The 21951-nt window shown below is 63.1% G+C and carries 21 protein-coding genes; 12 read left to right on the forward strand and 9 right to left on the reverse strand.

Annotated features, from left to right (window positions below):
* Positions 1–162 precede the first annotated feature (162 nt).
* A complete protein-coding gene (locus CAY82_RS23095; protein ID WP_087503222.1) occupies positions 163–1077 on the reverse strand; it encodes a DUF808 domain-containing protein in 915 nt (304 codons plus the stop codon).
* Between the two features lie 132 nt (positions 1078–1209).
* On the opposite strand from CAY82_RS23095, the gene CAY82_RS23100 reads away from it, so the two are divergent.
* On the forward strand, positions 1210–1821 hold the full coding sequence (locus CAY82_RS23100) for a TetR/AcrR family transcriptional regulator (RefSeq protein ID WP_013973538.1): 612 nt from the start codon (positions 1210–1212) through the stop codon (positions 1819–1821).
* A gap of 122 nt (positions 1822–1943) precedes the next feature.
* On the opposite strand, the gene CAY82_RS23105 is transcribed toward CAY82_RS23100, so the two are convergent.
* On the reverse strand, positions 1944–2384 hold the full coding sequence (locus CAY82_RS23105) for a heme-binding protein (protein WP_013973539.1): 441 nt from the start codon (positions 2382–2384) through the stop codon (positions 1944–1946).
* A gap of 257 nt (positions 2385–2641) precedes the next feature.
* Here CAY82_RS23105 and gcl point away from each other — a divergent pair, with 257 nt between their 5' ends.
* From gcl to CAY82_RS23150, 8 genes are all read left to right on the forward strand, one after another.
* Positions 2642–4417, forward strand: coding sequence for a glyoxylate carboligase (gene gcl / locus CAY82_RS23110; RefSeq protein ID WP_087503223.1), 1776 nt, complete (start codon positions 2642–2644; stop codon positions 4415–4417).
* A 68-nt stretch (positions 4418–4485) separates the two neighbouring features.
* The gene (gene hyi, locus CAY82_RS23115; RefSeq protein ID WP_087503224.1) at positions 4486–5268 is read left to right on the forward strand and encodes a hydroxypyruvate isomerase; all 783 of its coding nucleotides are present in this window, start codon (positions 4486–4488) and stop codon (positions 5266–5268) included.
* A gap of 177 nt (positions 5269–5445) precedes the next feature.
* Positions 5446–6339, forward strand: coding sequence for a 2-hydroxy-3-oxopropionate reductase (locus tag CAY82_RS23125; RefSeq protein ID WP_087503226.1), 894 nt, complete (start codon positions 5446–5448; stop codon positions 6337–6339).
* Positions 6340–6582: 243 nt separating this feature from the next.
* Complete coding sequence (locus CAY82_RS23130) at positions 6583–7857, forward strand: glycerate kinase (RefSeq protein WP_087503227.1); 1275 nt, start codon at positions 6583–6585, stop codon at positions 7855–7857.
* Positions 7854–9269, forward strand: coding sequence for a pyruvate kinase (pyk, locus tag CAY82_RS23135; protein WP_087503228.1), 1416 nt, complete (start codon positions 7854–7856; stop codon positions 9267–9269). Before CAY82_RS23130 ends, pyk begins: the two co-directional genes overlap by 4 nt.
* Before the next feature lie 206 nt (positions 9270–9475).
* Positions 9476–10348: an urea transporter gene (locus CAY82_RS23140; protein WP_087503229.1), complete on the forward strand. Its 873-nt coding sequence runs from the start codon at positions 9476–9478 to the stop codon at positions 10346–10348.
* A 45-nt stretch (positions 10349–10393) separates the two neighbouring features.
* Complete coding sequence (locus tag CAY82_RS23145; RefSeq protein ID WP_087503230.1) at positions 10394–11215, forward strand: ion transporter; 822 nt, start codon at positions 10394–10396, stop codon at positions 11213–11215.
* A gap of 216 nt (positions 11216–11431) precedes the next feature.
* Positions 11432–12433: a sulfate ABC transporter substrate-binding protein gene (locus CAY82_RS23150; protein ID WP_046615020.1), complete on the forward strand. Its 1002-nt coding sequence runs from the start codon at positions 11432–11434 to the stop codon at positions 12431–12433.
* A 124-nt stretch (positions 12434–12557) separates the two neighbouring features.
* On the opposite strand, the gene CAY82_RS23155 is transcribed toward CAY82_RS23150, so the two are convergent.
* Positions 12558–13484, reverse strand: a complete 927-nt coding sequence (locus tag CAY82_RS23155) for a class I SAM-dependent methyltransferase (protein ID WP_087503272.1) — start codon at positions 13482–13484, stop codon at positions 12558–12560.
* Between the two features lie 145 nt (positions 13485–13629).
* Positions 13630–14526 carry a DMT family transporter gene (locus CAY82_RS23160; protein WP_087503231.1) on the reverse strand — a complete coding sequence of 299 codons (897 nt, stop codon included), beginning with the start codon at positions 14524–14526 and terminating at the stop codon, positions 13630–13632.
* Positions 14527–14660: 134 nt separating this feature from the next.
* Here CAY82_RS23160 and CAY82_RS23165 point away from each other — a divergent pair, with 134 nt between their 5' ends.
* The 3 genes from CAY82_RS23165 (at position 14661) to CAY82_RS23175 (ending at position 17933) form a co-directional block, all read left to right on the forward strand.
* Positions 14661–15098, forward strand: coding sequence for an Lrp/AsnC family transcriptional regulator (locus CAY82_RS23165; RefSeq protein WP_087503273.1), 438 nt, complete (start codon positions 14661–14663; stop codon positions 15096–15098).
* A 557-nt stretch (positions 15099–15655) separates the two neighbouring features.
* Positions 15656–17188 (forward strand): NCS1 family nucleobase:cation symporter-1, encoded by a 1533-nt coding sequence (locus CAY82_RS23170; protein WP_087503232.1) that lies wholly within the window; start codon positions 15656–15658, stop codon positions 17186–17188.
* A gap of 16 nt (positions 17189–17204) precedes the next feature.
* The gene (locus CAY82_RS23175) at positions 17205–17933 is read left to right on the forward strand and encodes an aspartate/glutamate racemase family protein (protein WP_087503233.1); all 729 of its coding nucleotides are present in this window, start codon (positions 17205–17207) and stop codon (positions 17931–17933) included.
* Between the two features lie 165 nt (positions 17934–18098).
* Here the strand turns inward: CAY82_RS23175 and CAY82_RS23180 are convergent, their stop codons facing one another.
* From CAY82_RS23180 to CAY82_RS23200, 5 genes are all read right to left on the reverse strand, one after another.
* Positions 18099–18761 (reverse strand): histidine phosphatase family protein, encoded by a 663-nt coding sequence (locus CAY82_RS23180; protein WP_087503234.1) that lies wholly within the window; start codon positions 18759–18761, stop codon positions 18099–18101.
* A 238-nt stretch (positions 18762–18999) separates the two neighbouring features.
* Positions 19000–19338 carry an FKBP-type peptidyl-prolyl cis-trans isomerase gene (locus CAY82_RS23185; RefSeq protein WP_087503235.1) on the reverse strand — a complete coding sequence of 113 codons (339 nt, stop codon included), beginning with the start codon at positions 19336–19338 and terminating at the stop codon, positions 19000–19002.
* A gap of 75 nt (positions 19339–19413) precedes the next feature.
* Positions 19414–19821, reverse strand: a complete 408-nt coding sequence (locus tag CAY82_RS23190) for a GFA family protein (RefSeq protein ID WP_087503236.1) — start codon at positions 19819–19821, stop codon at positions 19414–19416.
* Between the two features lie 93 nt (positions 19822–19914).
* Positions 19915–20703 carry a PhzF family phenazine biosynthesis protein gene (locus CAY82_RS23195; protein ID WP_087503237.1) on the reverse strand — a complete coding sequence of 263 codons (789 nt, stop codon included), beginning with the start codon at positions 20701–20703 and terminating at the stop codon, positions 19915–19917.
* A 51-nt stretch (positions 20704–20754) separates the two neighbouring features.
* Entirely contained in the window at positions 20755–21693 is a 939-nt protein-coding gene (locus tag CAY82_RS23200) for a 2-hydroxyacid dehydrogenase (RefSeq protein ID WP_087503238.1), read from the reverse strand.
* Between the last annotated feature and the right edge of the window lie 258 nt (positions 21694–21951).

A 21951-nucleotide genomic window follows, 5' to 3' on the forward strand; every position in this document is an offset into this window, starting at 1 on the left:
TGCATTCTTTATCGGCGCTTTGGTGGAAGGGGTGGGGCGATGTCTCCCACGGTCTGTACTGCTGTGAACAGTCAGAATCGGGCATTTAGTCCCACCCCCCCTTCAAGTCTAACCATACAAGCGGGTTCACCCGCGAACCGGGGCAACGCCCCGGCCAGGCACTCAAGTGGCCGGCCGAACCGCCCGCCACAATTTCCCCGCAATACCCACCACCGCCAGCACCACCGCACCAGCCACAACCCCGACACCGCCGTTGAGCAGCGCCACGGTCAACGCCCCGCCACGCCCTTCGCTGAACGCCTCGATGGCATGATGCAGCGGCTCGATGCCATGTACCAGAATCCCGCCACCGACCAGAAACATGGCCGCCGTGCCTATCACCGACAGGCTCTTCATCATGTATGGCGCGGTTCGCAGGATGCCGTTACCGACCGCCTGGGCCAGGCGCGACGCCTTCCGGGTCAGCCACAACCCCAGGTCATCGAGCTTGACGATGCCACCCACCAGCCCGTAAACGCCGATGGTCATGACAATGGCGATCCCGGACAGCACGATGATCTGCTGGCTCAATGGTGAGTCAGCGACAATGCCCAAGGTAATGGCAATGATTTCCGCCGACAGGATGAAGTCGGTACGCACCGCACCCTTGATCTTGGTTTTCTCGAATGCCACCAGGTCGACATTGGCATCGGCCACCGCCTCCTTGAGCGCTGCATGTTCGGCGTCATCCTCGGCCTTGCTGTGCAAGAACTTGTGCGCCAGCTTCTCGAAGCCCTCAAAGCACAGGTAGGCACCGCCCAGCATCAACAATGGCGTCACCGCCCACGGAATGAACGCACTGATCAGCAGTGCCGCCGGCACCAGGATAGCCTTGTTCACCAGCGACCCTTTGGCCACCGCCCACACCACAGGCAACTCGCGATCGGCGCGCACCCCGGTGACCTGCTGGGCGTTCAGCGCCAGGTCATCGCCCAGTACGCCTGCGGTCTTTTTCGCCGCCACCTTGGTCATCACCGAGACGTCATCGAGCACCGTGGCGATGTCGTCGATCAGTACCAGTAGACTGCTTCCTGCCATGTTTGCCTGCATCCAGAAGAATAAGTGTCCAGGATTCTAGCCCAAAGCCGCTGCCTTGAGCGCCCGTCGAACCCGGTGCTACCATGCCCGATCCCTCTTAGAGGTGGCCAGACACGAGGAAGATCCCTGACCATGAGCACCATTCGCGAGCGCAACAAGGAACTGATCCTGCGCGCGGCCAGCGAGGAATTCGCCGACAAGGGCTTCGCCGCCACCAAGACCAGCGATATCGCGGCAAAGGCCGGCCTGCCCAAGCCGAACGTGTATTACTACTTCAAATCCAAGGACAACCTCTACCGCGAGGTCCTGGAAAGTATTATCGCGCCCATCATGCAGGCATCGACCCCGTTCAATGCCGACGGTGATCCGAAGGAAGTGCTGAGTGCGTACATTCGCTCGAAGATCCGCATTTCCCGCGACCTGCCGCATGCGTCCAAGGTGTTCGCCAGTGAGATCATGCACGGTGCCCCGCACCTGTCGCCGAACCAGGTGGCGCAGCTGAACGAGCAGGCTCGGCATAACATCGAGTGCATCCAGCGCTGGATCGACCGCGGGCAGATCGCCCATGTTGACGCGCATCACCTGATGTTCAGCATCTGGGCAGCGACCCAGACCTATGCCGATTTCGATTGGCAGATTTCCGCGGTGACTGGCAAGGCCAAGCTTGCCGACAGCGATTATGACGCGGCAGCGGAGACCATCATCCGCATGGTACTCAAGGGTTGTGAGCCCGAGGTAGCCTGACCCCCGGCGCTGGCTTCTTCGCGGGTGAACCCGCTCCCACAGGGACACCACGAGCTTCAAGCCTGTGATGATCCTGTGGGAGCGGGTTCACCCGCGAATAGGCCGGAACAGGCAATAGAGACTTAGGCTGCTACACCCGCATCCGCCTTCAACCCCACCTCCTCGATCGCACTGATCGCGCACTGCTCGTCGATATCCGACGTATCCCCGCTGATTCCTACCGCACCCAGCACCTTGCCGTCCTGATCACGCACCAGCACGCCACCCGGCGCCGGCACCACCGGCCGCTCGCCCAACCCGTTCAGCGCAGCAAAGAACGCCGGCCGTTGCTGCGCATCCAGCGCCAGCAGGCGCGAGCCCTTGCCCAGGGCAATCGCGCCCCAGGCCTTGCCCGTGGCCACCTCCGGCCGAATCAGGCTGGCGCCATCCTCGCGCTGCAGCGCCAGCAAGTGGCCGCCGGCATCCAGCACCGCCACGGTCAGTGGCGCGGCATTGATCTTGCGGCCCGCCGCCAGCGCGGCATTCACAAGGCTGACCGCGACTTTCAGGTTCAAAGCGTTCATGGAAAGGTCCTCTTCTTGTTGTGAGAAGCCCTGAGGGCAGTTGAAAACCGATAGATCAAATAGAACACAACGAAAGATGTTTTTGTATACAATATTTTGAAATGATCGTATGCGATAGCGCAAACGCCCGTTTTCATGGGCGCTCGAACGAAAGCGACATCCGCCGACGAAAACCCGTTGACCTGAGCGGCCAGCCGTGAATACACTCTGGCACAAAGCAAGTTGTATACAATTACAAAATCGATGAGGCACAAACCATGAGCAAAATGAGAGCAATCGATGCAGCCGTTCTGGTCATGCGCCGTGAAGGTGTAGATACCGCGTTCGGCATCCCGGGGGCTGCCATCAACCCGTTGTACTCAGCCCTGAAGAAAGTCGGTGGCATCGATCACGTCCTCGCTCGTCACGTCGAAGGCGCCTCGCACATGGCCGAGGGTTACACCCGTGCCAACCCGGGCAACATCGGCGTGTGCATCGGCACCTCCGGCCCAGCCGGCACCGACATGGTCACCGGCCTGTACAGTGCCTCCGCCGACTCCATCCCGATCCTCTGCATCACCGGCCAGGCACCACGTGCCCGCCTGCACAAGGAAGACTTCCAGGCTGTCGACATCACCAACATCGTCAAGCCGGTCACCAAGTGGGCCACCACCGTTCTGGAACCAGGCCAGGTGCCTTACGCCTTCCAGAAGGCCTTCTATGAAATGCGCACCGGCCGCCCAGGCCCGGTACTGATCGACCTGCCGTTCGACGTGCAGATGGCCGAAATCGAATTCGACATCGACGCCTACGAACCGCTGCCAGTGCACAAGCCATCCGCCACCCGCGTACAGGCCGAAAAAGCCCTGGCCCTGCTCAACGACGCCGAGCGCCCGCTGCTGGTAGCCGGTGGCGGCATCATCAACGCCGACGCCAGCGACAAGCTGGTCGAGTTCGCCGAACTGACCGGTGTACCGGTAATCCCGACCCTGATGGGCTGGGGCACCATCCCGGATGACCACGCACAGATGGTCGGCATGGTCGGCCTGCAGACTTCACACCGCTATGGCAACGCCACCCTGCTGAAATCCGACCTGGTGTTCGGTATCGGTAACCGCTGGGCCAACCGCCACACCGGTTCCGTCGACGTCTACACCGAAGGCCGCAAGTTCGTGCACGTGGACATCGAGCCGACCCAGATCGGCCGCGTGTTCACCCCGGACCTGGGTATCGTTTCCGATGCCGGAAAGGCACTGGACGTGTTCCTCGAAGTGGCCCGCGAGTGGAAAGCCGCTGGCAAGCTGAAGTGCCGCAAGGCCTGGCTGGAAGACTGCCAGCAGCGCAAGGCCAGCCTGCAGCGCAAGACCCACTTCGACAACGTACCGGTCAAGCCGCAACGTGTTTACGAAGAAATGAACCAGGTATTCGGCAAGGACACCTGCTACGTCAGCACCATCGGCCTGTCGCAGATCGCCGGCGCACAGTTCCTGCATGTGTACAAGCCACGCCACTGGATCAACTGCGGCCAGGCCGGCCCGCTGGGCTGGACCATCCCTGCCGCCCTGGGCGTGGTCAAGGCCGACCCGAAACGCAAGGTGGTCGCGCTGTCGGGTGACTACGACTTCCAGTTCATGATCGAAGAGCTGGCGGTAGGTGCGCAGTTCAACCTGCCGTACGTGCACGTACTGGTGAACAACGCCTACCTGGGTCTGATCCGTCAGGCGCAACGTGGCTTCGACATGGATTACTGTGTACAACTGGCGTTCGAGAACATCAACGCCACCGACGCGGCCACCTACGGTGTCGACCACGTTGCCGTGGTCGAAGGCCTGGGCTGCAAGGCCCTCCGCGTGTTCGAGCCGGCAGACATCGCCCCTGCCCTGCTCAAGGCACAGAAGATGGCCGAAGAGTTCCGCGTGCCGGTGGTGGTCGAAGTGATTCTCGAGCGCGTGACCAACATTTCCATGGGCACCGAGATCAACGCGGTCAACGAGTTCGAAGACCTGGCCCTGGTCGGCAACGACGCGCCGACCGCCATCTCGCTGCTGGACTGATCGCCTGACGCCCCCGTGCCGGCCCCAACCTGAGGGCGCCGGGGGCCTTCATCGCAAGGAGACACAACATGCCTCGCTTCGCTGCCAACCTGTCCATGCTGTTCACCGAACAGGACTTCCTGGCCCGCTTCAAGGCTGCCGCCGATGCTGGTTTCAGTGGCGTCGAATACCTCTTCCCGTACGACTTCAGCGCTGCCGAAATCAAGCAGCAGCTGCAGGCCAACGGCCTGACCCAGGTGCTGTTCAACCTGCCGGCGGGTGACTGGTCGAAGGGTGAGCGCGGTATCACCTGCCACCCTGACCGCGTCGAGGAATTCCGCGCCGGGGTCGACAAGGCCATCGAATACGCCAAGGTGCTGGGCAACACCCAAGTCAACGCCCTGGCCGGCATTCGCCCACAAGGCCCGGACTGCGCCACCGTGCGCAAGACCTTCGTGGAGAACCTGCGCTACGCCGCCGACAAGCTCAAAGCTGCCGGGATCCGCCTGGTCATGGAAATGATCAACACCCGCGATATCCCCGGCTTCTACCTGAACACCACGAAACAGGCCCTGGAGATCCAGGCCGAAGTGGGCAGCGACAACCTGTTCCTGCAGTACGACATCTACCACATGCAGATCATGGAAGGTGACCTGGCTCGCACCATGGAAGCCAACCTGAAACTGATCAACCACATCCAGCTGGCCGACAACCCCGGCCGTAACGAACCAGGCACCGGCGAGATCAACTACCGCTTCCTGTTCGAGCACCTGGACCGCATCGGCTACCAGGGCTGGGTGGGCGCGGAGTACAAGCCGCTGACCACCACCGAAGCGGGCCTGGGCTGGCTGAAGACCCATAACGCAATCTAAAGGCTAAGCACAGCCCTCTGCGGGACGCAGGACACTGTGGGAGCGGGTTTACCCGCGAACACCGGCGAAGCCGGTGCCATCCACCGCGGTGCCTGCTTCGCGGGTGAACCCGCTCCCACAGGGTGCCCGGGCAGTCTGCTCCATCGAGATTCAACAAATACAACGAGGTAATCTCTCATGGCTAAAATCGGTTTCATCGGCACCGGCATCATGGGCAAGCCCATGGCTCAGAACCTGCAGAAAGCAGGTCACAGCATCTTCGTTTCCACTCACCACGACGCTGCCCCGGCCGACCTGATCGCCGCCGGTGCCGTGGCCCTGGCCAACCCGAAGGAAGTGGCCCAGGAAGCCGAGTTCATCATCGTCATGGTCCCCGACACCCCGCAGGTCGAGAGCGTCCTGTTCGGTGAAAACGGCGTGGCCGAAGGCGTGGGCCCGAACAAGGTGGTGATCGACATGAGTTCGATCTCCCCTACCGCCACCAAAGCCTTCGCCGAGAAAATCAAGGCTACCGGCGCTGCCTACCTGGACGCCCCGGTGTCCGGCGGCGAAGTCGGTGCCAAGGCCGCGACCCTGAGCATCATGGTCGGCGGCTGCCCGAAAGCCTTCGAACGCACCCTGCCGCTGTTCGAAGCCATGGGCAAGAACATCACCCGCGTCGGTGGCAATGGCGACGGCCAGACCGCCAAGGTGGCCAACCAGATCATCGTTGCCCTGAACATCCAGGCCGTTGCCGAAGCCCTGCTGTTCGCCGCCAGGAACGGCGCCGACCCGGCCAAGGTACGTGAAGCACTGATGGGCGGCTTCGCTTCGTCGAAGATCCTCGAAGTGCACGCCGAGCGCATGATCAAGGGCACCTTCGACCCAGGCTTCCGCATCAACCTGCACCAGAAGGACCTGAACCTTGCCCTGCAAGGCGCCAAGGAACTGGGCATCAACCTGCCCAACACGTCCAATGCCCAGCAAGTGTTCAACACCTGCCAGGCCTTGGGCGGCGGCAACTGGGACCACTCGGCGCTGATCAAAGGCCTGGAGCACATGGCCAACTTCTCGATCCGCGACGACAAGTAAGTAATTTTTAGCCTTCACCGGCCTCTTCGCGGGTGAACCCGCTCCCACAGGTTTTACGCCGTCTTCAGCCTCTGTGAGGCCCCTGTGGGAGCGGGTTTACCCGCGAAGAAGCCAACACCTTTGAACCTGCGACCACAGGTTCAAAGGTGGTACCGAGCAACACCCGCCCCTGGTTCGGCCTGCACGGAGGCAGTTCCAGGGGCGTTTTTGATTCTGCAGAACAACAATAATTGGGAGCCTGCCATGTCGGTCGATCCGCAAAAACTTCTCCGCGAGCTGTTCGACACAGCCATCGCCGCCGCCCACCCCCGTCAAGTCCTCGAACCCTACCTGCCCGCCGACCGCAGCGGCCGGGTCATCGTCATCGGCGCCGGCAAGGCCGCAGCCGCCATGGCCGAAGTGGTCGAGAAAAGCTGGCAGGGCGAAGTCTCTGGCCTGGTCGTAACCCGTTACGGCCATGGCGCCAACTGCCAGAAGATCGAGGTGGTCGAAGCCGCCCACCCGGTCCCCGACGCCGCCGGCCTGGCCGTGGCCAAGCGTGTGCTGGAACTGGTCAGCAACCTCAGTGAAGACGACCGCGTCATCTTCCTGCTGTCCGGCGGAGGCTCGGCGCTGCTGGCCCTGCCGGCCGAAGGCCTGACCCTGGCCGACAAGCAGCAGATCAACAAGGCGCTGCTGAAATCCGGCGCCACCATCGGCGAGATGAACTGCGTACGCAAGCACCTCTCGGCGATCAAGGGCGGCCGCCTGGCCAAGGCTTGCTGGCCGGCCACGGTGTACACCTATGCCATTTCCGATGTACCGGGCGACCTCGCCACGGTGATCGCCTCCGGCCCTACCGTGGCCGACCCGAGCACCTCGGCCGATGCCCTGGCCATCCTCAAGCGCTACAACATCGAAGCGCCCAAGGCCGTTATCGACTGGCTCAACAACCCAGCCTCGGAAACCGTCAAGGCCGATGACCCGGCCCTGGCCCGCAGCCACTTCCAGCTGGTCGCCAAGCCCCAGCAGTCGCTTGAAGCCGCCGCGGTCAAAGCCCGCCAGGCCGGGTTCAGCCCGCTGATCCTCGGCGACCTGGAGGGTGAGTCGCGCGAAGTAGCCAAGGTGCACGCCGGTATCGCCCGGCAGATCGTCCAGCACGGCCAGCCACTGAAGGCGCCCTGCGTGATCCTGTCCGGCGGCGAAACCACCGTGACCGTACGCGGTAACGGCCGTGGCGGGCGCAACGCCGAGTTCCTGCTCAGCCTCACCGAAAGCCTCAAAGGCCTGCCGGGCGTGTACGCCCTGGCCGGTGACACCGACGGTATCGATGGCTCGGAAGAAAACGCCGGCGCCTTCATGACCCCGGCCAGCTACGCCCGTGCCGAAGCCCTGGGCCTGTCGGCCAGCGATGAGCTGGACAACAACAACGGCTACGGCTACTTCGCCGCCCTGGATGCGCTGATCGTCACCGAGCCGACCCGTACCAACGTCAACGACTTCCGCGCCATCCTGATTCTCGAGACTGCCCAATCATGACGCCTGATAAAAAAGTCAAAATCCTCGCCACCCTTGGCCCTGCGATCAAAGGCATCGACGATATCCGCCAACTGGTAGAAGCCGGGGTGAACATCTTCCGCCTCAACTTCAGCCACGGCGAGCACGCCGACCACGCCCTGCGTTACCAGTGGATCCGCGAAGTCGAGCAGCAACTGAACTACCCGCTGGGCATCCTCATGGACCTGCAGGGGCCGAAGCTGCGCGTTGGCCGCTTTGCCGACGGCAAGGTGCAATTGCAACGCGGCCAGGCCCTGCGCCTGGACCTGGACAAGACCCCGGGTGACAACCGCCGGGTCAACCTGCCCCACCCCGAGATCATCGCCGCCCTCGAGCCGGGCATGGACCTGCTGCTGGACGACGGCAAGCTGCGCCTGCGCGTCACCGCCAAGCACAGCGACGCCATCGACACCGAAGTGCTGGCCGGTGGCGAGCTGTCCGATCGCAAGGGGGTCAACGTACCGCAAGCGGTGCTCGACCTTTCACCGCTCACCGAAAAAGACCGTCGTGACCTGGCCTTCGGCCTGGAACTGGGTGTGGACTGGGTGGCCCTGTCGTTCGTGCAGCGCCCAGAAGACATCACCGAAGCACGCCAGCTGATCGGTGACCGTGCCTACCTGATGGCGAAGATCGAAAAGCCATCGGCAGTCGAACAGCTGCAAGCCATCGCCGAACTGTCGGATGCGATCATGGTGGCCCGTGGCGACCTGGGCGTGGAAGTGCCGGCCGAAAGCGTGCCGCAGATCCAGAAACGCATCATCGGCACCTGCCGCCAGTTGGGCAAGCCGGTGGTGGTGGCCACGCAGATGCTCGAATCCATGCGCTTCTCGCCGGCACCGACCCGTGCCGAAGTCACCGACGTGGCCAATGCCGTGGCCGAAGGTGCCGATGCGGTGATGCTGTCGGCCGAGACTGCCTCGGGTGAGTACCCGCTGGAAGCCGTGCAGATGATGAGCAAGATCATCCGCCAAGTGGAAAACGGCCCGGACTACCAGGCCCAGCTCGATGTTGGCCGGCCGAAGGCCGAGGCAACCGTGTCGGACGCCATCAGCTGCGCCATCCGCCGTATCAGCGGCATCCTGCCGGTGGCGGTGCTGGTCAACTACAGCGAGTCGGGCGCTTCTACCCTGCGCGCAGCACGCGAGCGGCCACGGGCACCGATCCTCAACCTGACCCCGAACCTGGCCACCGCCCGCCGCCTGAGCGTGGCGTGGGGCGTGCACTCGGTGGTCAACGACCGCCTGCGTCAGGTCGATGAGGTTGTTTCCACTGCGCTGGAGATTGCCCAGGCACAGGGCATGGCCAGCCGTGGCGACACGCTGCTGATCACGGCCGGTGTGCCTTTCGGCAAGCCAGGGTCGACTAACACGCTGCGGATCGAGACCTTGATCTGAGAGTTTGGGGGCGCTCTGCGCCCCATTCGCAGCACAAGGCTGCTCCTACAAAGGGCCCACGCAGCGAGAGGTTTTCCCTTTGTAGGAGCAGCCTTGTGCTGCGAATGGAGGGCAAAGCCCTCCTCGTACACCGAAACACCAGACCTGCGGAAAACCCGCGGCCCAAAGAGGCCCACCGCGCCCCATCAACCTCACTGACTGCCCCGATGTACACCAAAAATTTCGTCAACCCGTGCCCCGACTGGGCCACGGCGTTACTCAACGGCTTCAGCCAAGTGCTGCTGCTGCGCAGCCCCCTGTGCGGCCTGTGCTGCCTGCTGGCCATTCTGCTGACCGCCCCCGACCTGGTCGGTGGCGCCCTGCTCGGTGCCCTTGCCGGCCTGCTCACCGCCCAGGCACGCGGCTACGACCGTGCCGACCGCCAGGCCGGCCTGTACAGCTACAACGGCGTGCTGATCGGCATCCTGATCAGCGCCGTGCTGCCCTGGTCGGTCATCCTGCCGCCACTGATCATCGCCGCAGGCGGCCTGTCCAGCATCATCACCCACCAGTGGCGCAAGCGCGGCGGCAAGCTGCTGATCGCCTACACCTCCCCCTTCGTGCTGCTGGGCTGGGCCATACTGCTGATCGCCAGCCCCTCGCCCAGCGGCTTCGTCGAAGCCGATCCGCTGTACGCGGTGGCGCGCGGCGTAGGCCAGATCTTCCTGCTCGACCAGCCACTGGCCGGTCTGCTGATCATCATCGGCATGTTCATTGCCAATCCTTATGCCGCAATGTGGGCAGTGATCGGTTCGGCCATCGGCGGCGGCGTGGCACTGTTCGCCGACCAGGCACAAGCCGCCTGGCTGGGCCTGTACGGTTTCAACGCAGCGCTGGCGGCACTGGCGTTCAGCAGGCAGGGTGAAAAGCCGTGGGTGACACTGCTGGCCATCGCCCTGGCCCTGCTGCTACAGCCTCTGTTCAAGCTGCTACCGGTGCCCGGCCTGACCGCGCCCTTCGTCGCCGCCTGCTGGCTGATGCACCTGGGCTGCCACCTGGCCCAGCCCAGGCAGCGCGATGCCAGCGGCTTGCACAGCTGAATTACAGCCCCTAGGCTCAGCCCATCGCTTTTGTGGAACGAGCCAATGAACAACCCTGCGAGCCTGCGCGAGCAGCTTTACATCATCGTCTTCCAGACCGATACCGTGGCTGGAAGACGCTTCGACAAGATCCTCCTGCTGATCATCCTGGCCAGCCTGGTCACGGTCATCCTCGACAGCATCGACGAAGTGCACCAAGGCTACGCCGGCCTGCTGGCCGGCATCGAGTGGGGCTTTACCGCTATCTTCCTGGCCGAGTACCTCACCCGCCTGTACTGCTCGCCCAAGCCGCTGCGCTATGCCTTCAGCTTTTATGGCCTGGTCGATCTGCTGGCGATCGTGCCGGGGATCATCGCGCTGTACTACAGCGACGCCCAGTACCTGCTGATCATCCGCGTGATACGGATGCTGCGAATCTTCCGTGTGCTCAAGCTCAGCCCGTACCTCAAACAGGCCCATTACCTGATGGAGGCGCTGCGCGGCAGCAAACAGAAGATCATCGTGTTCCTGGTGACCGTATCGACCCTGGTGACGGTGTTCGGCACCTTGATGTATGTGATCGAGGGGCCTGAGCATGGTTTTACCAGCATCCCCAAGGGCATCTACTGGGCCATCGTTACCCTGACCACGGTGGGCTTTGGCGACATTGTGCCGAAGACGCCGCTGGGGCAGGTGCTCTCGTCGCTGGTGATGATTACCGGTTATTCGATCATCGCCGTGCCAACCGGGATCTTTACCGCCGAGTTGGCCAACGCCATGCGCGGGGAGCAGCTGCAGCACGATTGCCCCACCTGCAGCAAGAAGAACCATGAGCATGGCGCGGCGTTCTGTTCCCGATGTGGGAATGTGCTGTTTCCCAAGCAATGATGCCGCCTGTGCCGGCCCTTTCGCGGGTAAACCCGCTCCCACAGGATCACCACAGGCCTGAACCCTGTTCGGTCCCTGTGGGAGCGGGTTTACCCGCGAAAGGGCCGGCACGGGCAGAAGCATAACCAAAGTGTTTTTTGTTCTTTAACCCCCACAAACCCACCCGCTATAGTCGCAGGCAAACTGCCAACACCTTCTCGCTAACAAGGAAGCAACGTGAAAAAACTCTTCACCGCCTCGCTGCTCGCCGCAGGCCTTGCCTTGGGCAATTTCGCCCAGGCCGCCCCCACCCTGCTCAACGTTTCCTACGACGTGATGCGCGACTTCTACAAGGACTACAACCCGGCCTTCCAGAAGCACTGGGAAGCCGAGCACAACGAAAAGGTCAATGTGCAGATGTCCTTCGGCGGCTCGAGCAAGCAGGCGCGAGCGGTGATCGATGGCCTGCCGGCCGATGTCATCACCATGAACATGGCCACCGACATCAACGCCCTGGCCGACAACGGCAAGCTGGTGCCGGACAACTGGGTCAGCCGCCTGCCGAACAACAGCGCGCCGTTCACCTCGGCCACTGTGTTCATCGTGCGCAAGGGTAACCCCAAGGCGCTGAAAGACTGGCCCGACCTGCTCAAGGATGGCGTGCAGGTAATCGTGCCCAACCCCAAGACCTCGGGTAACGGCCGCTACACCTACCTGTCGGCCTGGGGCTATGTGCTCAAGCAAGGCGGTGATGAAAACAAGGCCAAGGACTTCGTCGGCAAGCTGTTCAAGCAGGCGCCGGTGTTGGACACCGGTGGCCGTGCCGCCACCACCACCTTCATGACCAACCAGATCGGCGACGTGCTGGTGACCTTCGAGAACGAAGCCGAAATGATCGCCCGCGAGTTCGGCCGCGACCAGTTCGAAGTGGTCTACCCGAGCGTGTCGGCCGAAGCCGAGCCGCCGGTTAGCGTGGTCGACAAGGTGGTGGCGAAGAAAGGCACCCAGGCCGCGGCCGAGGAATACCTGAAGTACCTGTGGTCGCCAGCCGCCCAGGAAATCGCCGCACAGAACTACCTGCGCCCGCGTGATGCGACGGTACTGGCCAAGTACACCGACCGTTTCCCGAAAGTGGACTTCCTGTCGGTTGAGAAGACCTTTGGTGACTGGCGCACCGTGCAGAAGACCCACTTCAATGATGGTGGGGTGTTTGACCAGATCTACACCAACAACCAGTAATTGATGTAAGCCTTACCGGCCTCTTCGCGGCTAAAGCCGCTCCCACAGGTACCCCACAGCCCTCAGGTTTTGCACGGTACCTGTGGGAGCGGGTTTACCCGCGAAGAGGCCAGCAAGGGCAACATCAGACCTGGCGGAACACCAGGGCCTTCAAGCCCCCCGCCGGGTCCACGTCAGGAAACTCAGGCGGGTTCTCCAGCCGCTCGACAAATGCCAGCGACGGAGCCTGCTCCGCCATCCCCTCGATCAGGAACTCCGGCCCGATCCCCGGGTCGTTCACGCACGCCAGCACCGTCCCGCCTTCGCTCAGCAACTCCGGCAAGCGCCGCAGAATCTTCGCGTAATCCTGGGTCAGCACAAAGCTGCCGCGCTGGAAGGTCGGCGGGTCGATGATGATCAGGTCGTAAGGCCCGTACTTGCGCACCTTGCCCCACGACTTGAACAGCTCGTGCCCCAGGTACGCCACCCGCGACGCATCGTGGCCATTCAGACGGTGGTTGTCCCGACCCCGGGACAATGCCGACTTGGCCATGTCCAGGTTCACCACCTGCTCGGCGCCACCGGCAATCGCCGCCACCGAGAAACCGCAGGTGTAGGCGAACAGGTTCAGCACGCGCTTGCCCGCCGCCTGCTCGCGCACCCAGCGCCGGCCATAGCGCATGTCGAGGAACAGGCCATTGTTCTGTCGAACGCCCAGGTCCAGCAGGTAGGTCAGGCCGTCCTCGACCACCTCGCGCTGCTGGCACGGCTCGCCCAGCAGCCACTGGCCCGGACTGTCGGGCAGGTAGCGATGCTGGACAAGGATGGCCTGGCCAGCCCACTGCGGGCGCTCGGCAAGAGTGCGCAACATGGCCTCCAGTTCGGCCAGCTGGCCTTCAGGCGGCTCGCGGAACAGGGCGACCGACAGCACCCCTTGCAACCAGTCGACGGTGACCTGCTCCAGGCCCGCCCAGCAGCGGCCACGGCCGTGGAACAGGCGGCGGGTTTCCTGCGGGGCAGGGTCGAGGGCGGCGAGCAGGTGTTGCTCCAGAGTCTGGATCGGCGAAGTCATCATGGGTCGCAGGCTGGCAAAAGCGGCATTCTACCTTGCGGGCCCTTTCGCGGGTAAACCCGCTCCCACAGGTGCTGCACACGGTTCGGGCCTGTGGTGATCCTGTGGGAGCGGGTTTACCCGCGAAAGGGCCCGCAAAACCACCTCATTCCTCGGCCACAACCCGCGCTGGCCGGAACCACCACCCCTGCTGCATTCCCGCCGCCGCCAGCAGGATCAACGCCACCCCCAGCCATTGCAACGGCGCCAACCGGTGCCCGAACGCCACCCAGTCCACCAGAATCGCCGCAATCGGGTAAATGAACGACAGCGCCCCGGTCAACGCCGTAGGCAAGCGCTGGATGGCGCTGTACAGCAGCACATACATCAAGCCGGTGTGCACCATGCCCAAGGTCACCAGGCTGGCCAGCGCCGGCACTTCACCCGGCAACCCGCCAAGCTTGACCCACGGCGCCAGCAACAACACACCCGTGGCCACCTGGATTAGCGCGATCAGGTGCGGTGGCGTGCCACTCAGGCGCTTGATGATCAACGCCGCGATGGCATACAGGAAGGCCGCCCCCAGCGCCAGCGCAATGCCCAGCAAATAGTCCTCACCGCCACCCTGCCCCGCGCCATGGGCACTGACGATGGCCAGCATGCCGAGGAACGCCACGCTCAGCCAGGTGACTTTGGCCAGGGTGATCTTCTCGCCCAGGAACACTGCCGCCAGCCCCACCAGAATGAACGGCTGCACGTTGTACACCGCCGTGCCGATCGCGATCGACGCCCGCGAGTAGGAGGCGAACAGCAGTACCCAGTTGCCGACGATGGCCACACCGCTGGCAATCGCCAGCAGGAACGCCGTGCGGCTGATCACGCCAGGCCGCAGGAAGCCGAACCCCGCGCAAATCGCCAGCAAGGTTACGGTACCGAACACGCAACGCCAGAACACCACCTCTAGCACCGGTTGGCCGGATACCAGCACGAACCAGCCGATGGTCCCGGAAATCAGCATGGCGGCAACCATTTCCAGCGAGCCACGACGCAATGAATTGTCCATCTCAAACCTCCTGTTGGCGATGGGCACAGTATGCAAAGGTTGCCGGCCCGCCTTCCAGCTGATAACGAAGGCAGATTGAGATGTTTGCCTTTATTATCAAGGTAAATCACGCGAAAAACCTGATTGAGGTAACCATGACCGATGCCATCGACCAACTGTTGATCAACGCGCTGATGGAAGACTCGCGCCGCTCGCTCAAGGCCCTGGCCCAAATCAGCGGGTTGTCGGCGCCCAGCGTCAGCGAACGCCTGCGCCGCCTGGAGGAGCGCGGCGTGTTGCGCGGTTACACCGTAGACGTCGACCCGCGCGCCTTTGGCTACCAGCTGCAGGCCATCGTGCGCATCCGCCCGCTACCCGGGCAGCTGCAGGAGGTGGAACGGCAGATCATCGCCATCCCAGAGTTCACCGAGTGCGACAAGGTTATTGGCGAGGACTGCTTCATCGCCCGGCTGCATGTACGCTCGATGGAGCAACTGGACACCCTGCTCGACCGCCTCTACACGGTGGCCGAGACCAATACCGCGATCATCAAGAAGACCCCCGTGAAGCGGCGGTTGCCGCCGATGGACTGAGTTTCACCTGTGCCGGCCTCTTCGCCGGTAAACCCGCTCCCACAGAATCTCGACAGGCCTGAATGCTGTGGGGTGCTTGTGGGAGCGGGTTCACCCGCGAAGAGGCCGCACAGGAAAAAGCTGACTAATTTTTGTACACAAGAATGTCACCTTAAGTGCCGTTTTTGTGTGCACTTTTCAAAGTCACGCCCCAATAGGTTACACACCTCCTACAACTTATTCTGACCAAATGATCAACTAAATCATCTTCGAAAAATTTAAACCTGTTCATTTGGTCAACTTATATTCCCTTCATTTCATCAACTTATATTTCAGCAAGATAGACTCAAAATGATGGCCAACTGAAAGTTGCTTTTTCCTTGGCATGGAACTCGCTTTTGTGTGTTCGTGTTTTGTATACAAATCGATCAAAACATAAATACACAAGAACCCGCGACGCCGACCCCATATCGGCCGCCGCGCCCCAAACCCTGAGATGCCAACGCTGCACCGACGAGATGGCGAGCCCGTGCGCATGCCCGCTCATCGCAGTCCAAGTGCATCAGGAGCCCGCCGGAATGAGTACCAGTCTCGACCTTGCCCCTGAACTATCCGTCGCCAGCACCCACCCCGTTTCCCCTCTCGCCGACAGCCAGCCCGAACTTGCCCTGAGCCCGCGCCTGCATAATCGCGACCTCGCCCCGACGCGCATCGAAGGCCGCCGCTGGGGCCGCTACAGCATCTTCGCGCTGTGGACCAACGATGTGCACAACATCGCCAACTATTCGTTCGCCATGGGCTTGTTCGCCCTCGGCCTGGGTGGCTGGCAGATCCTGCTGTCGCTGGCCATCGGCGCGGCGCTGGTGTACTTCTTCATGAACCTGTCCGGCTACATGGGGCAGAAGACCGGCGTGCCGTTCCCGGTCATCAGCCGCATCGCCTTCGGTATCCACGGCGCGCAGATCCCGGCGCTGATCCGCGCGGTCATCGCCATCGCCTGGTTCGGCATCCAGACCTACCTGGCTTCGGTGGTGCTGCGCGTGCTGCTCACCGCCGTATGGCCGCAAATGGCAGCCTACGACCATGACAGCATCCTCGGCCTGTCGAGCCTGGGCTGGGTGTGCTTCGTCTCGATCTGGCTGGTGCAACTGGTGATCCTGGCCTACGGCATGGAGATGGTACGCCGCTACGAGGCCTTCGCCGGCCCGGTAATCCTGCTGACCGTCGCCGCGCTGGCAGTGTTCATGTACTTCAAGGCCGACGCCCGTATCGCCTGGTCGGTGGCCGAGCCGCTGACCGGCTACGAGATGTGGCGCAACATCTTTGCCGGCGGCGCGCTGTGGCTGGCGATCTACGGCACCCTGGTGCTGAATTTCTGTGACTTTGCCCGCTCCTCGCCCTGCCGCAAGACCATCCGCGTCGGCAACTTCTGGGGCCTGCCGGTGAACATCCTGGTGTTCGCCATGATCACCGTGGTGCTGTGCGGCGCACAGTTCCGGATCAACGGCCAGATCATCGACAGCCCGACCCAGATCGTCGCCGCCATTCCTAGCACAGCGTTCCTGGTACTTGGCTGCCTGGCCTTCCTGATCGTCACCGTGGCGGTGAACATCATGGCCAACTTCGTAGCCCCGGCCTTTGTCCTCAGCAACCTGGCACCGCGCCACCTGAACTTCCGCCGCGCCGGGCTGATCAGCGCCACCCTGGCGGTGCTGATCCTGCCGTGGAACCTGTACAACAGCCCGCTGGTGATCGTGTATTTCCTGTCCGGCCTGGGTGCCCTGCTCGGCCCGCTGTACGGGGTGATCATGTCCGACTACTGGCTGCTGCGCAAAGGCTGCATCAACGTGCCACAGCTGTACAGCGAAGACCCGACCGGCGCCTACCACTACACCAAGGGCATCAACCTGCGCGCCGTGGCCGCCTTCGTGCCGGCCGCGCTGCTGGCCATCGTCCTGGCCCTGGTGCCCAACTTCCACAGCGTGGCGCCATTCTCCTGGCTGATCGGTGCCGGAATCGCCGCCGCCCTGTACCTGCTGATCGCGCCACGCAAATGCCAATACCACGATGTCAGCGGCGAGTGCATCGCCGTTGACCACAGCAGCCATTGATCAGGGAGGACTGCCCATGCGTATTCTGATCGCCAACGTCAACACCACCGCAGCCATCACCGAAGCCATTGTCGAACAAGCCCGTGCGGTGGCCGCGCCCGGCACTGAAATCATCGGTCTCACCCCGTGGTTCGGTGCCGAGTCGGTGGAAGGCAACTTCGAAAGCTACCTGGCCGCCATCGCAGTGATGGACCGGGTGCTGGCCTACGAAGGCGCCTATGACGCCGTGATCCAGGCGGGTTACGGCGAACACGGCCGAGAAGGCCTGCAGGAGCTGCTGAATGTGCCGGTGGTGGACATCACCGATGCCGCCGCCAGCACCGCGATGTACCTGGGCCATGCCTACTCGGTGGTGACCACCCTGGACCGCACCGTGCCGCTGATCGAAGACCGCCTGAAGCTCTCTGGCCTGTATGACCGCTGCGCATCGGTGCGGGCCAGCGGGCTGGCAGTGCTGGAGCTGGAAGCCGATCCGCAGCGTGCCGTGGAAGCGATTGTCGAGCAGGCGGAACGCGCCGTGCGTGACGACAAGGCCGAGGTGATCTGCCTGGGTTGCGGCGGCATGGCCGGGCTGGACGAGCAGATCCGCCAACGCACCGGCGTGCCGGTGGTGGATGGTGTGAGCGCAGCGGTAACCATTGCCGAATCGCTGGTGCGGATGGGCTTGAGTACCTCCAAGGTACGTACCTATGCCACGCCAAGGGCGAAGAAAGTGGTGGGTTGGCCGATGCAGTTCGGGCGTTAGGCATCTTTCGCCTGACCTGGCCTCTTCGCGGGTAAACCCGCTCCCACAGGGACCGCATTGCTCTCGGGGCTTGTGCAGTACCTGTGGGAGCGGGTTTACCCGCGAAGAGGCCGGTCCTGCCGAAGCATCATTATTCAGGCTTCCTGGCAGAGCAGTACCAGCGGATCAGGTCGGGCAGCTATGCGCACCATCATTCAGGCCCTGACGCACGTTACGGCTGAGCAGGCTGGCCTTGCCGTCGTGCCAGGTCAGGGTCAGCACGTAGAGGGTGTCGAAGTCGTCACCACTCCAGTCCTCGGTGATCACCCGCTCTTCACCCAGGGCCTTGCCAGCCACGGTATTGATCAGGTCGGGGAGGTAGCCATGCGACCAGGCGGTATACACGGTCGCGTTACGGTACTTGTCGCGCAGCAGCTCTTCGGCCAGCGCGTCGGTGTCGTTGGCGCCGAAGTCGATGTTTACCGGCAGGCCCAGGCGAATGGCACTGGGGCTGATGGTCATCAGCGGGCGGATATAGCTGTAGCTCTCGTCCTTGCTGCCTTCCTCCACATGCCGCGAGGGGTTGGCAGCGAACACGTAATCGGCCTTGCCAAAACGCTCGGGCAGCACGGTTGCCAGGTCCAGCGCACGGTTGAGGCCCTGGCAGTTCAACTGGCCCAACCCTTCGCCCGGTTTCTCGGCGTGGCGCAGGAACACCAGGGTCTGGGTGCCATCCACCGGTTGCGCCCGGCTTTCGACAGCCTCCAGCGCCAGCGGTACGGCGACGGCTGTCAGCACCAGGCTCAGCAACCAGTGACGACGACGGCGGAAGAATGTTGGCAACTTCATCAAGGCAGGCTCGTGTGGCAGAAAAAATCGGGTTGACCCGCCACATCACCCCGGCAACAGCACTGCGGGGCATCCTTGTAGTGAATGCCGTCCTTGGCAACGAGTGAGGGTGAGAGTGCCCTGAACCCGTTTGGTTCCTCCCTGGAGGTGGATGCCGTTCCCTAGGCAAGGCTTACGTTAGAGGATGGGTGTTGCTGAATTGTGTAGGGCGCAAGAACATCGGGTTGCAATAGGCCACTCAATCGTCCCGCGTCAGCACTTCCAGTAATTCGATCTCGAAGGTCAAATCCGAATTCGGCGGAATCGCCCCGACGCTGCGTTCGCCATAGCCCAGGTGCGCCGGAACCAGCAGCTTGCGCTTACCGCCAACGCGCATGCCCATCAAACCCTGGTCCCAGCCCTTGATCACCCGACCAGTGCCGATCACGCACTGGAACGGCTTGCCACGTGACCAGGACGAGTCGAATTCGCTGCCGTCGGCCAGCCAGCCGGTGTACTGGGTGGTGATCAGGGCGCCTTTGACGGCGGCTTTGCCATCCCCCTCCACAAGGTCGATGATCTGCAGTTCTTCGCTCACGGGGCATACTCCAACGCTGGAAACAAAGCCGCCCTTTTCTCAGGAATGCACCGGTTTGGCAAGTTCGCGTGCACGTCAGCCGAGTTGCTCGAAGGCTTCCTGGCCGGTCAGTTCCTTGGTCTGGTTGGCGAAGCAATACCAGGCCGGTTTCTGCTCGACGAAAATCTGCAGGTCGAAGTCCCATTCCTGGTCGCCGTCGAGCAGGCCGACCGGCACGGCATGGAAGTCATTGGCCTTGAGCCGGTAATACAGGTGCGTACCGCACTGGCCGCAGAAGCCGCGCTGAGCCCACTCGGAGGAGTCGTACACGCTGGGGGCGCGCCCTTCTATCACGGGGGGCTGGCTGCAGTGCACCACCAGCAAAGGGCCGCCGGTCCATTTGCGGCACATGCTGCAATGGCAGGCGCTGATATGGGTGTTGTCGACGGTGACCTTGAGCCGGGTGGCACCACACAGGCAGGTGCCTTGTTTTTCCATGGCCATGGCTGACTCCTTGAGCGGAAGATGGGCCAGCAAGTATAGATGCCTGTACCGGCCTCATCGCCGGCACAGGCAGCACAAGACAGTTACCCGGGGTCAGATGTACACCGTACCGCGCAGGTACAGCGCCGCCCGCCCGCTGATGATCACCCGGCCATTACCCGGCAGTTCGCACTGCAACTGCCCTTTGCGCGCCCCACCCTGCTCGCAGCTCAGCATGTTCTTACCCAGGCGCTCGGCCCATACCGGGGCCAGCGAGGTGTGCGCCGAGCCGGTCACCGGGTCTTCGTTCACGCCAACCCGCGGGCCGAACCAGCGGGTGACGAAATCAAAGCCACGGCCTGCCGCGGTCACGGCGATGCCGCGCACGTCAAAGGCCGATAGCGCAACGAAGTCCGGCTTCAGGGTGTCGAGCAACAGGGGATCATCGACCACTACCACATAGTCATCGCTGCGGAACAACGCCTGGGCCTGGCTCAAGCCCAGCGCCTGCAGCAGGCCCGGCGGGATGTCCACGGCGACCGGCTGCTTGGCCGGGAAGTCCATGGCCAGCAGCCCGTCGGCATTGCGGCTGACACGCAGCTCGCCACTGCGGGTATTGAAGCGCAGCACCTGCGCCTGCTCGCCCAGTTGTTCGAACAGCACATAGGCCGAGGCCAGGGTGGCATGGCCGCACAGGTCGACTTCCACGGTCGGGGTGAACCAGCGCAGGTCGAAGGTTTCGCCGTTGCGCACGAAGTAGGCAGTTTCCGACAGGTTGTTCTCTTCGGCGATGCGCTGCAGCACATCGTCCGGCAGCCAGCTTTGCAGCGGGATCACTGCCGCCGGGTTGCCGCCGAACGGTTCGGTGGAAAACGCATCGACCTGGAAGATTTCAAGTTGCATGCACGCACTCCTTGTTGCCCGATCACGGCCAGGCAAATGTATGAAAAAGGGTTATTGGCGTACCGGGGTCAACACGGCTTCACCGGCAAAGAACGCCTGCAGGTTGCGCAGCACCAGGGCCACCGTGTCGCGCGCCGCCTCCGGCGACTGGCCGGCCACATGGGGCGTGAGGACGGTGTTGCCGAGCGCCTTGAGGGCATCGGGCACAGCCGGCTCGTCATCGAACACATCCAGTGCCGCACCCGCCAGCCGGCCGTGCTGCAGCGCAGTCACCAGGGCCTGGGTGTCGACCACGCTGGCACGGGCGATATTCACCAGGTAGCCCTCGGCCCCCAGTGCCTCGAGCACTTGGGTATCGACCAGGTGGCGAGTGTTGGCACCGCCGGGGGTGGCCACCACCAGGATGTCAACGGCATCGGCCAGGTGCAGCGGGCTGTCGTACCAGGTGTAGGGCACATCCTGGCGCGGTGTGCGGCTGTGGTAGCTGACGGGCATGGCGAAGCCCAGATGGGCGCGCCTGGCGATCGCCAGCCCCACCGCACCAAGGCCGAGAATGCCCAGGCGCTTGCCACTCACCGAGGGGCTGATCACCCGATTCCATTCGCCCCGGCGGGTACTGGCATCGGCGCGGGGAATGTCGCGCAACAGCGCCAGCAGCAGGGCAAGGGTGTGGTCGGCAACCGCGTCGGCATTGGCCCCGGCGCCGTTGGTGACGGTGATGCCGCGCGCGGCAGCGGCGGCCAGGTCGACCTGTTCGTAGCCGGCACCGATCACGCAGATGATCTGCAGTTTGGGCAGAGCGTCGATTTCGCCGCCAGTCAGGCCCAGCGGGCCGCGGGTGAGCACGGCCTCGATTTCATGGGCATGGCGCTGGATGGCCTCAGCCCGAAGTTGCGGCGAGGGGGCACGGATCAAGCGGTACCCGGCCTGCTCCAGCAGGGGCAGGTAGTCGTCGACGGTTTCCACCAGCACCAGGACAGTCTTGTGCATGCCACCTCCGGGTCAGTTCGAGGCGACATTATGCGGAGTCACTGGACAGTACAGTCAATCGATAAATGTTTGTGGAACTGTACTGTATCGGTGGAGTGGCAGGGAGGCCGCGTGGGGGCTAGGGGGGCCTGGCGAAGGAGGTGCGACGCTAGCGAGATCGAGCGCCGCCCGCGCGGCGCTTCGCGGGACAAGCCCGCTCCCACATTTGTTGCAACGTGACCATGCCTGTAAGAGAGGCGCTGCCCGCTTTGGCGCATT

This window comes from Pseudomonas sp. SID14000, from assembly GCF_002165135.1.
Classification (GTDB): domain Bacteria; phylum Pseudomonadota; class Gammaproteobacteria; order Pseudomonadales; family Pseudomonadaceae; genus Aquipseudomonas.

Bases quoted from the DNA above. Each gene is read 5' to 3' on its own strand.
- CAY82_RS23095 (WP_087503222.1), bottom strand. From the start codon at position 1,077: ATGGCAGGAAGCAGTCTACTGGTACTGATCGACGACATCGCCACGGTG.
- CAY82_RS23100 (WP_013973538.1), top strand. From the start codon at position 1,210: ATGAGCACCATTCGCGAGCGCAACAAGGAACTGATCCTGCGCGCGGCC.
- CAY82_RS23105 (WP_013973539.1), bottom strand. From the start codon at position 2,384: ATGAACGCTTTGAACCTGAAAGTCGCGGTCAGCCTTGTGAATGCCGCG.
- gcl (WP_087503223.1), top strand. From the start codon at position 2,642: ATGAGCAAAATGAGAGCAATCGATGCAGCCGTTCTGGTCATGCGCCGT.
- hyi (WP_087503224.1), top strand. From the start codon at position 4,486: ATGCCTCGCTTCGCTGCCAACCTGTCCATGCTGTTCACCGAACAGGAC.
- CAY82_RS23125 (WP_087503226.1), top strand. From the start codon at position 5,446: ATGGCTAAAATCGGTTTCATCGGCACCGGCATCATGGGCAAGCCCATG.
- CAY82_RS23130 (WP_087503227.1), top strand. From the start codon at position 6,583: ATGTCGGTCGATCCGCAAAAACTTCTCCGCGAGCTGTTCGACACAGCC.
- pyk (WP_087503228.1), top strand. From the start codon at position 7,854: ATGACGCCTGATAAAAAAGTCAAAATCCTCGCCACCCTTGGCCCTGCG.
- CAY82_RS23140 (WP_087503229.1), top strand. From the start codon at position 9,476: ATGTACACCAAAAATTTCGTCAACCCGTGCCCCGACTGGGCCACGGCG.
- CAY82_RS23145 (WP_087503230.1), top strand. From the start codon at position 10,394: ATGAACAACCCTGCGAGCCTGCGCGAGCAGCTTTACATCATCGTCTTC.
- CAY82_RS23155 (WP_087503272.1), bottom strand. From the start codon at position 13,484: ATGACTTCGCCGATCCAGACTCTGGAGCAACACCTGCTCGCCGCCCTC.
- CAY82_RS23160 (WP_087503231.1), bottom strand. From the start codon at position 14,526: ATGGACAATTCATTGCGTCGTGGCTCGCTGGAAATGGTTGCCGCCATG.
- CAY82_RS23165 (WP_087503273.1), top strand. From the start codon at position 14,661: ATGACCGATGCCATCGACCAACTGTTGATCAACGCGCTGATGGAAGAC.
- CAY82_RS23170 (WP_087503232.1), top strand. From the start codon at position 15,656: ATGAGTACCAGTCTCGACCTTGCCCCTGAACTATCCGTCGCCAGCACC.
- CAY82_RS23175 (WP_087503233.1), top strand. From the start codon at position 17,205: ATGCGTATTCTGATCGCCAACGTCAACACCACCGCAGCCATCACCGAA.
- CAY82_RS23180 (WP_087503234.1), bottom strand. From the start codon at position 18,761: ATGAAGTTGCCAACATTCTTCCGCCGTCGTCGTCACTGGTTGCTGAGC.
- CAY82_RS23190 (WP_087503236.1), bottom strand. From the start codon at position 19,821: ATGGCCATGGAAAAACAAGGCACCTGCCTGTGTGGTGCCACCCGGCTC.
- CAY82_RS23195 (WP_087503237.1), bottom strand. From the start codon at position 20,703: ATGCAACTTGAAATCTTCCAGGTCGATGCGTTTTCCACCGAACCGTTC.
- CAY82_RS23200 (WP_087503238.1), bottom strand. From the start codon at position 21,693: ATGCACAAGACTGTCCTGGTGCTGGTGGAAACCGTCGACGACTACCTG.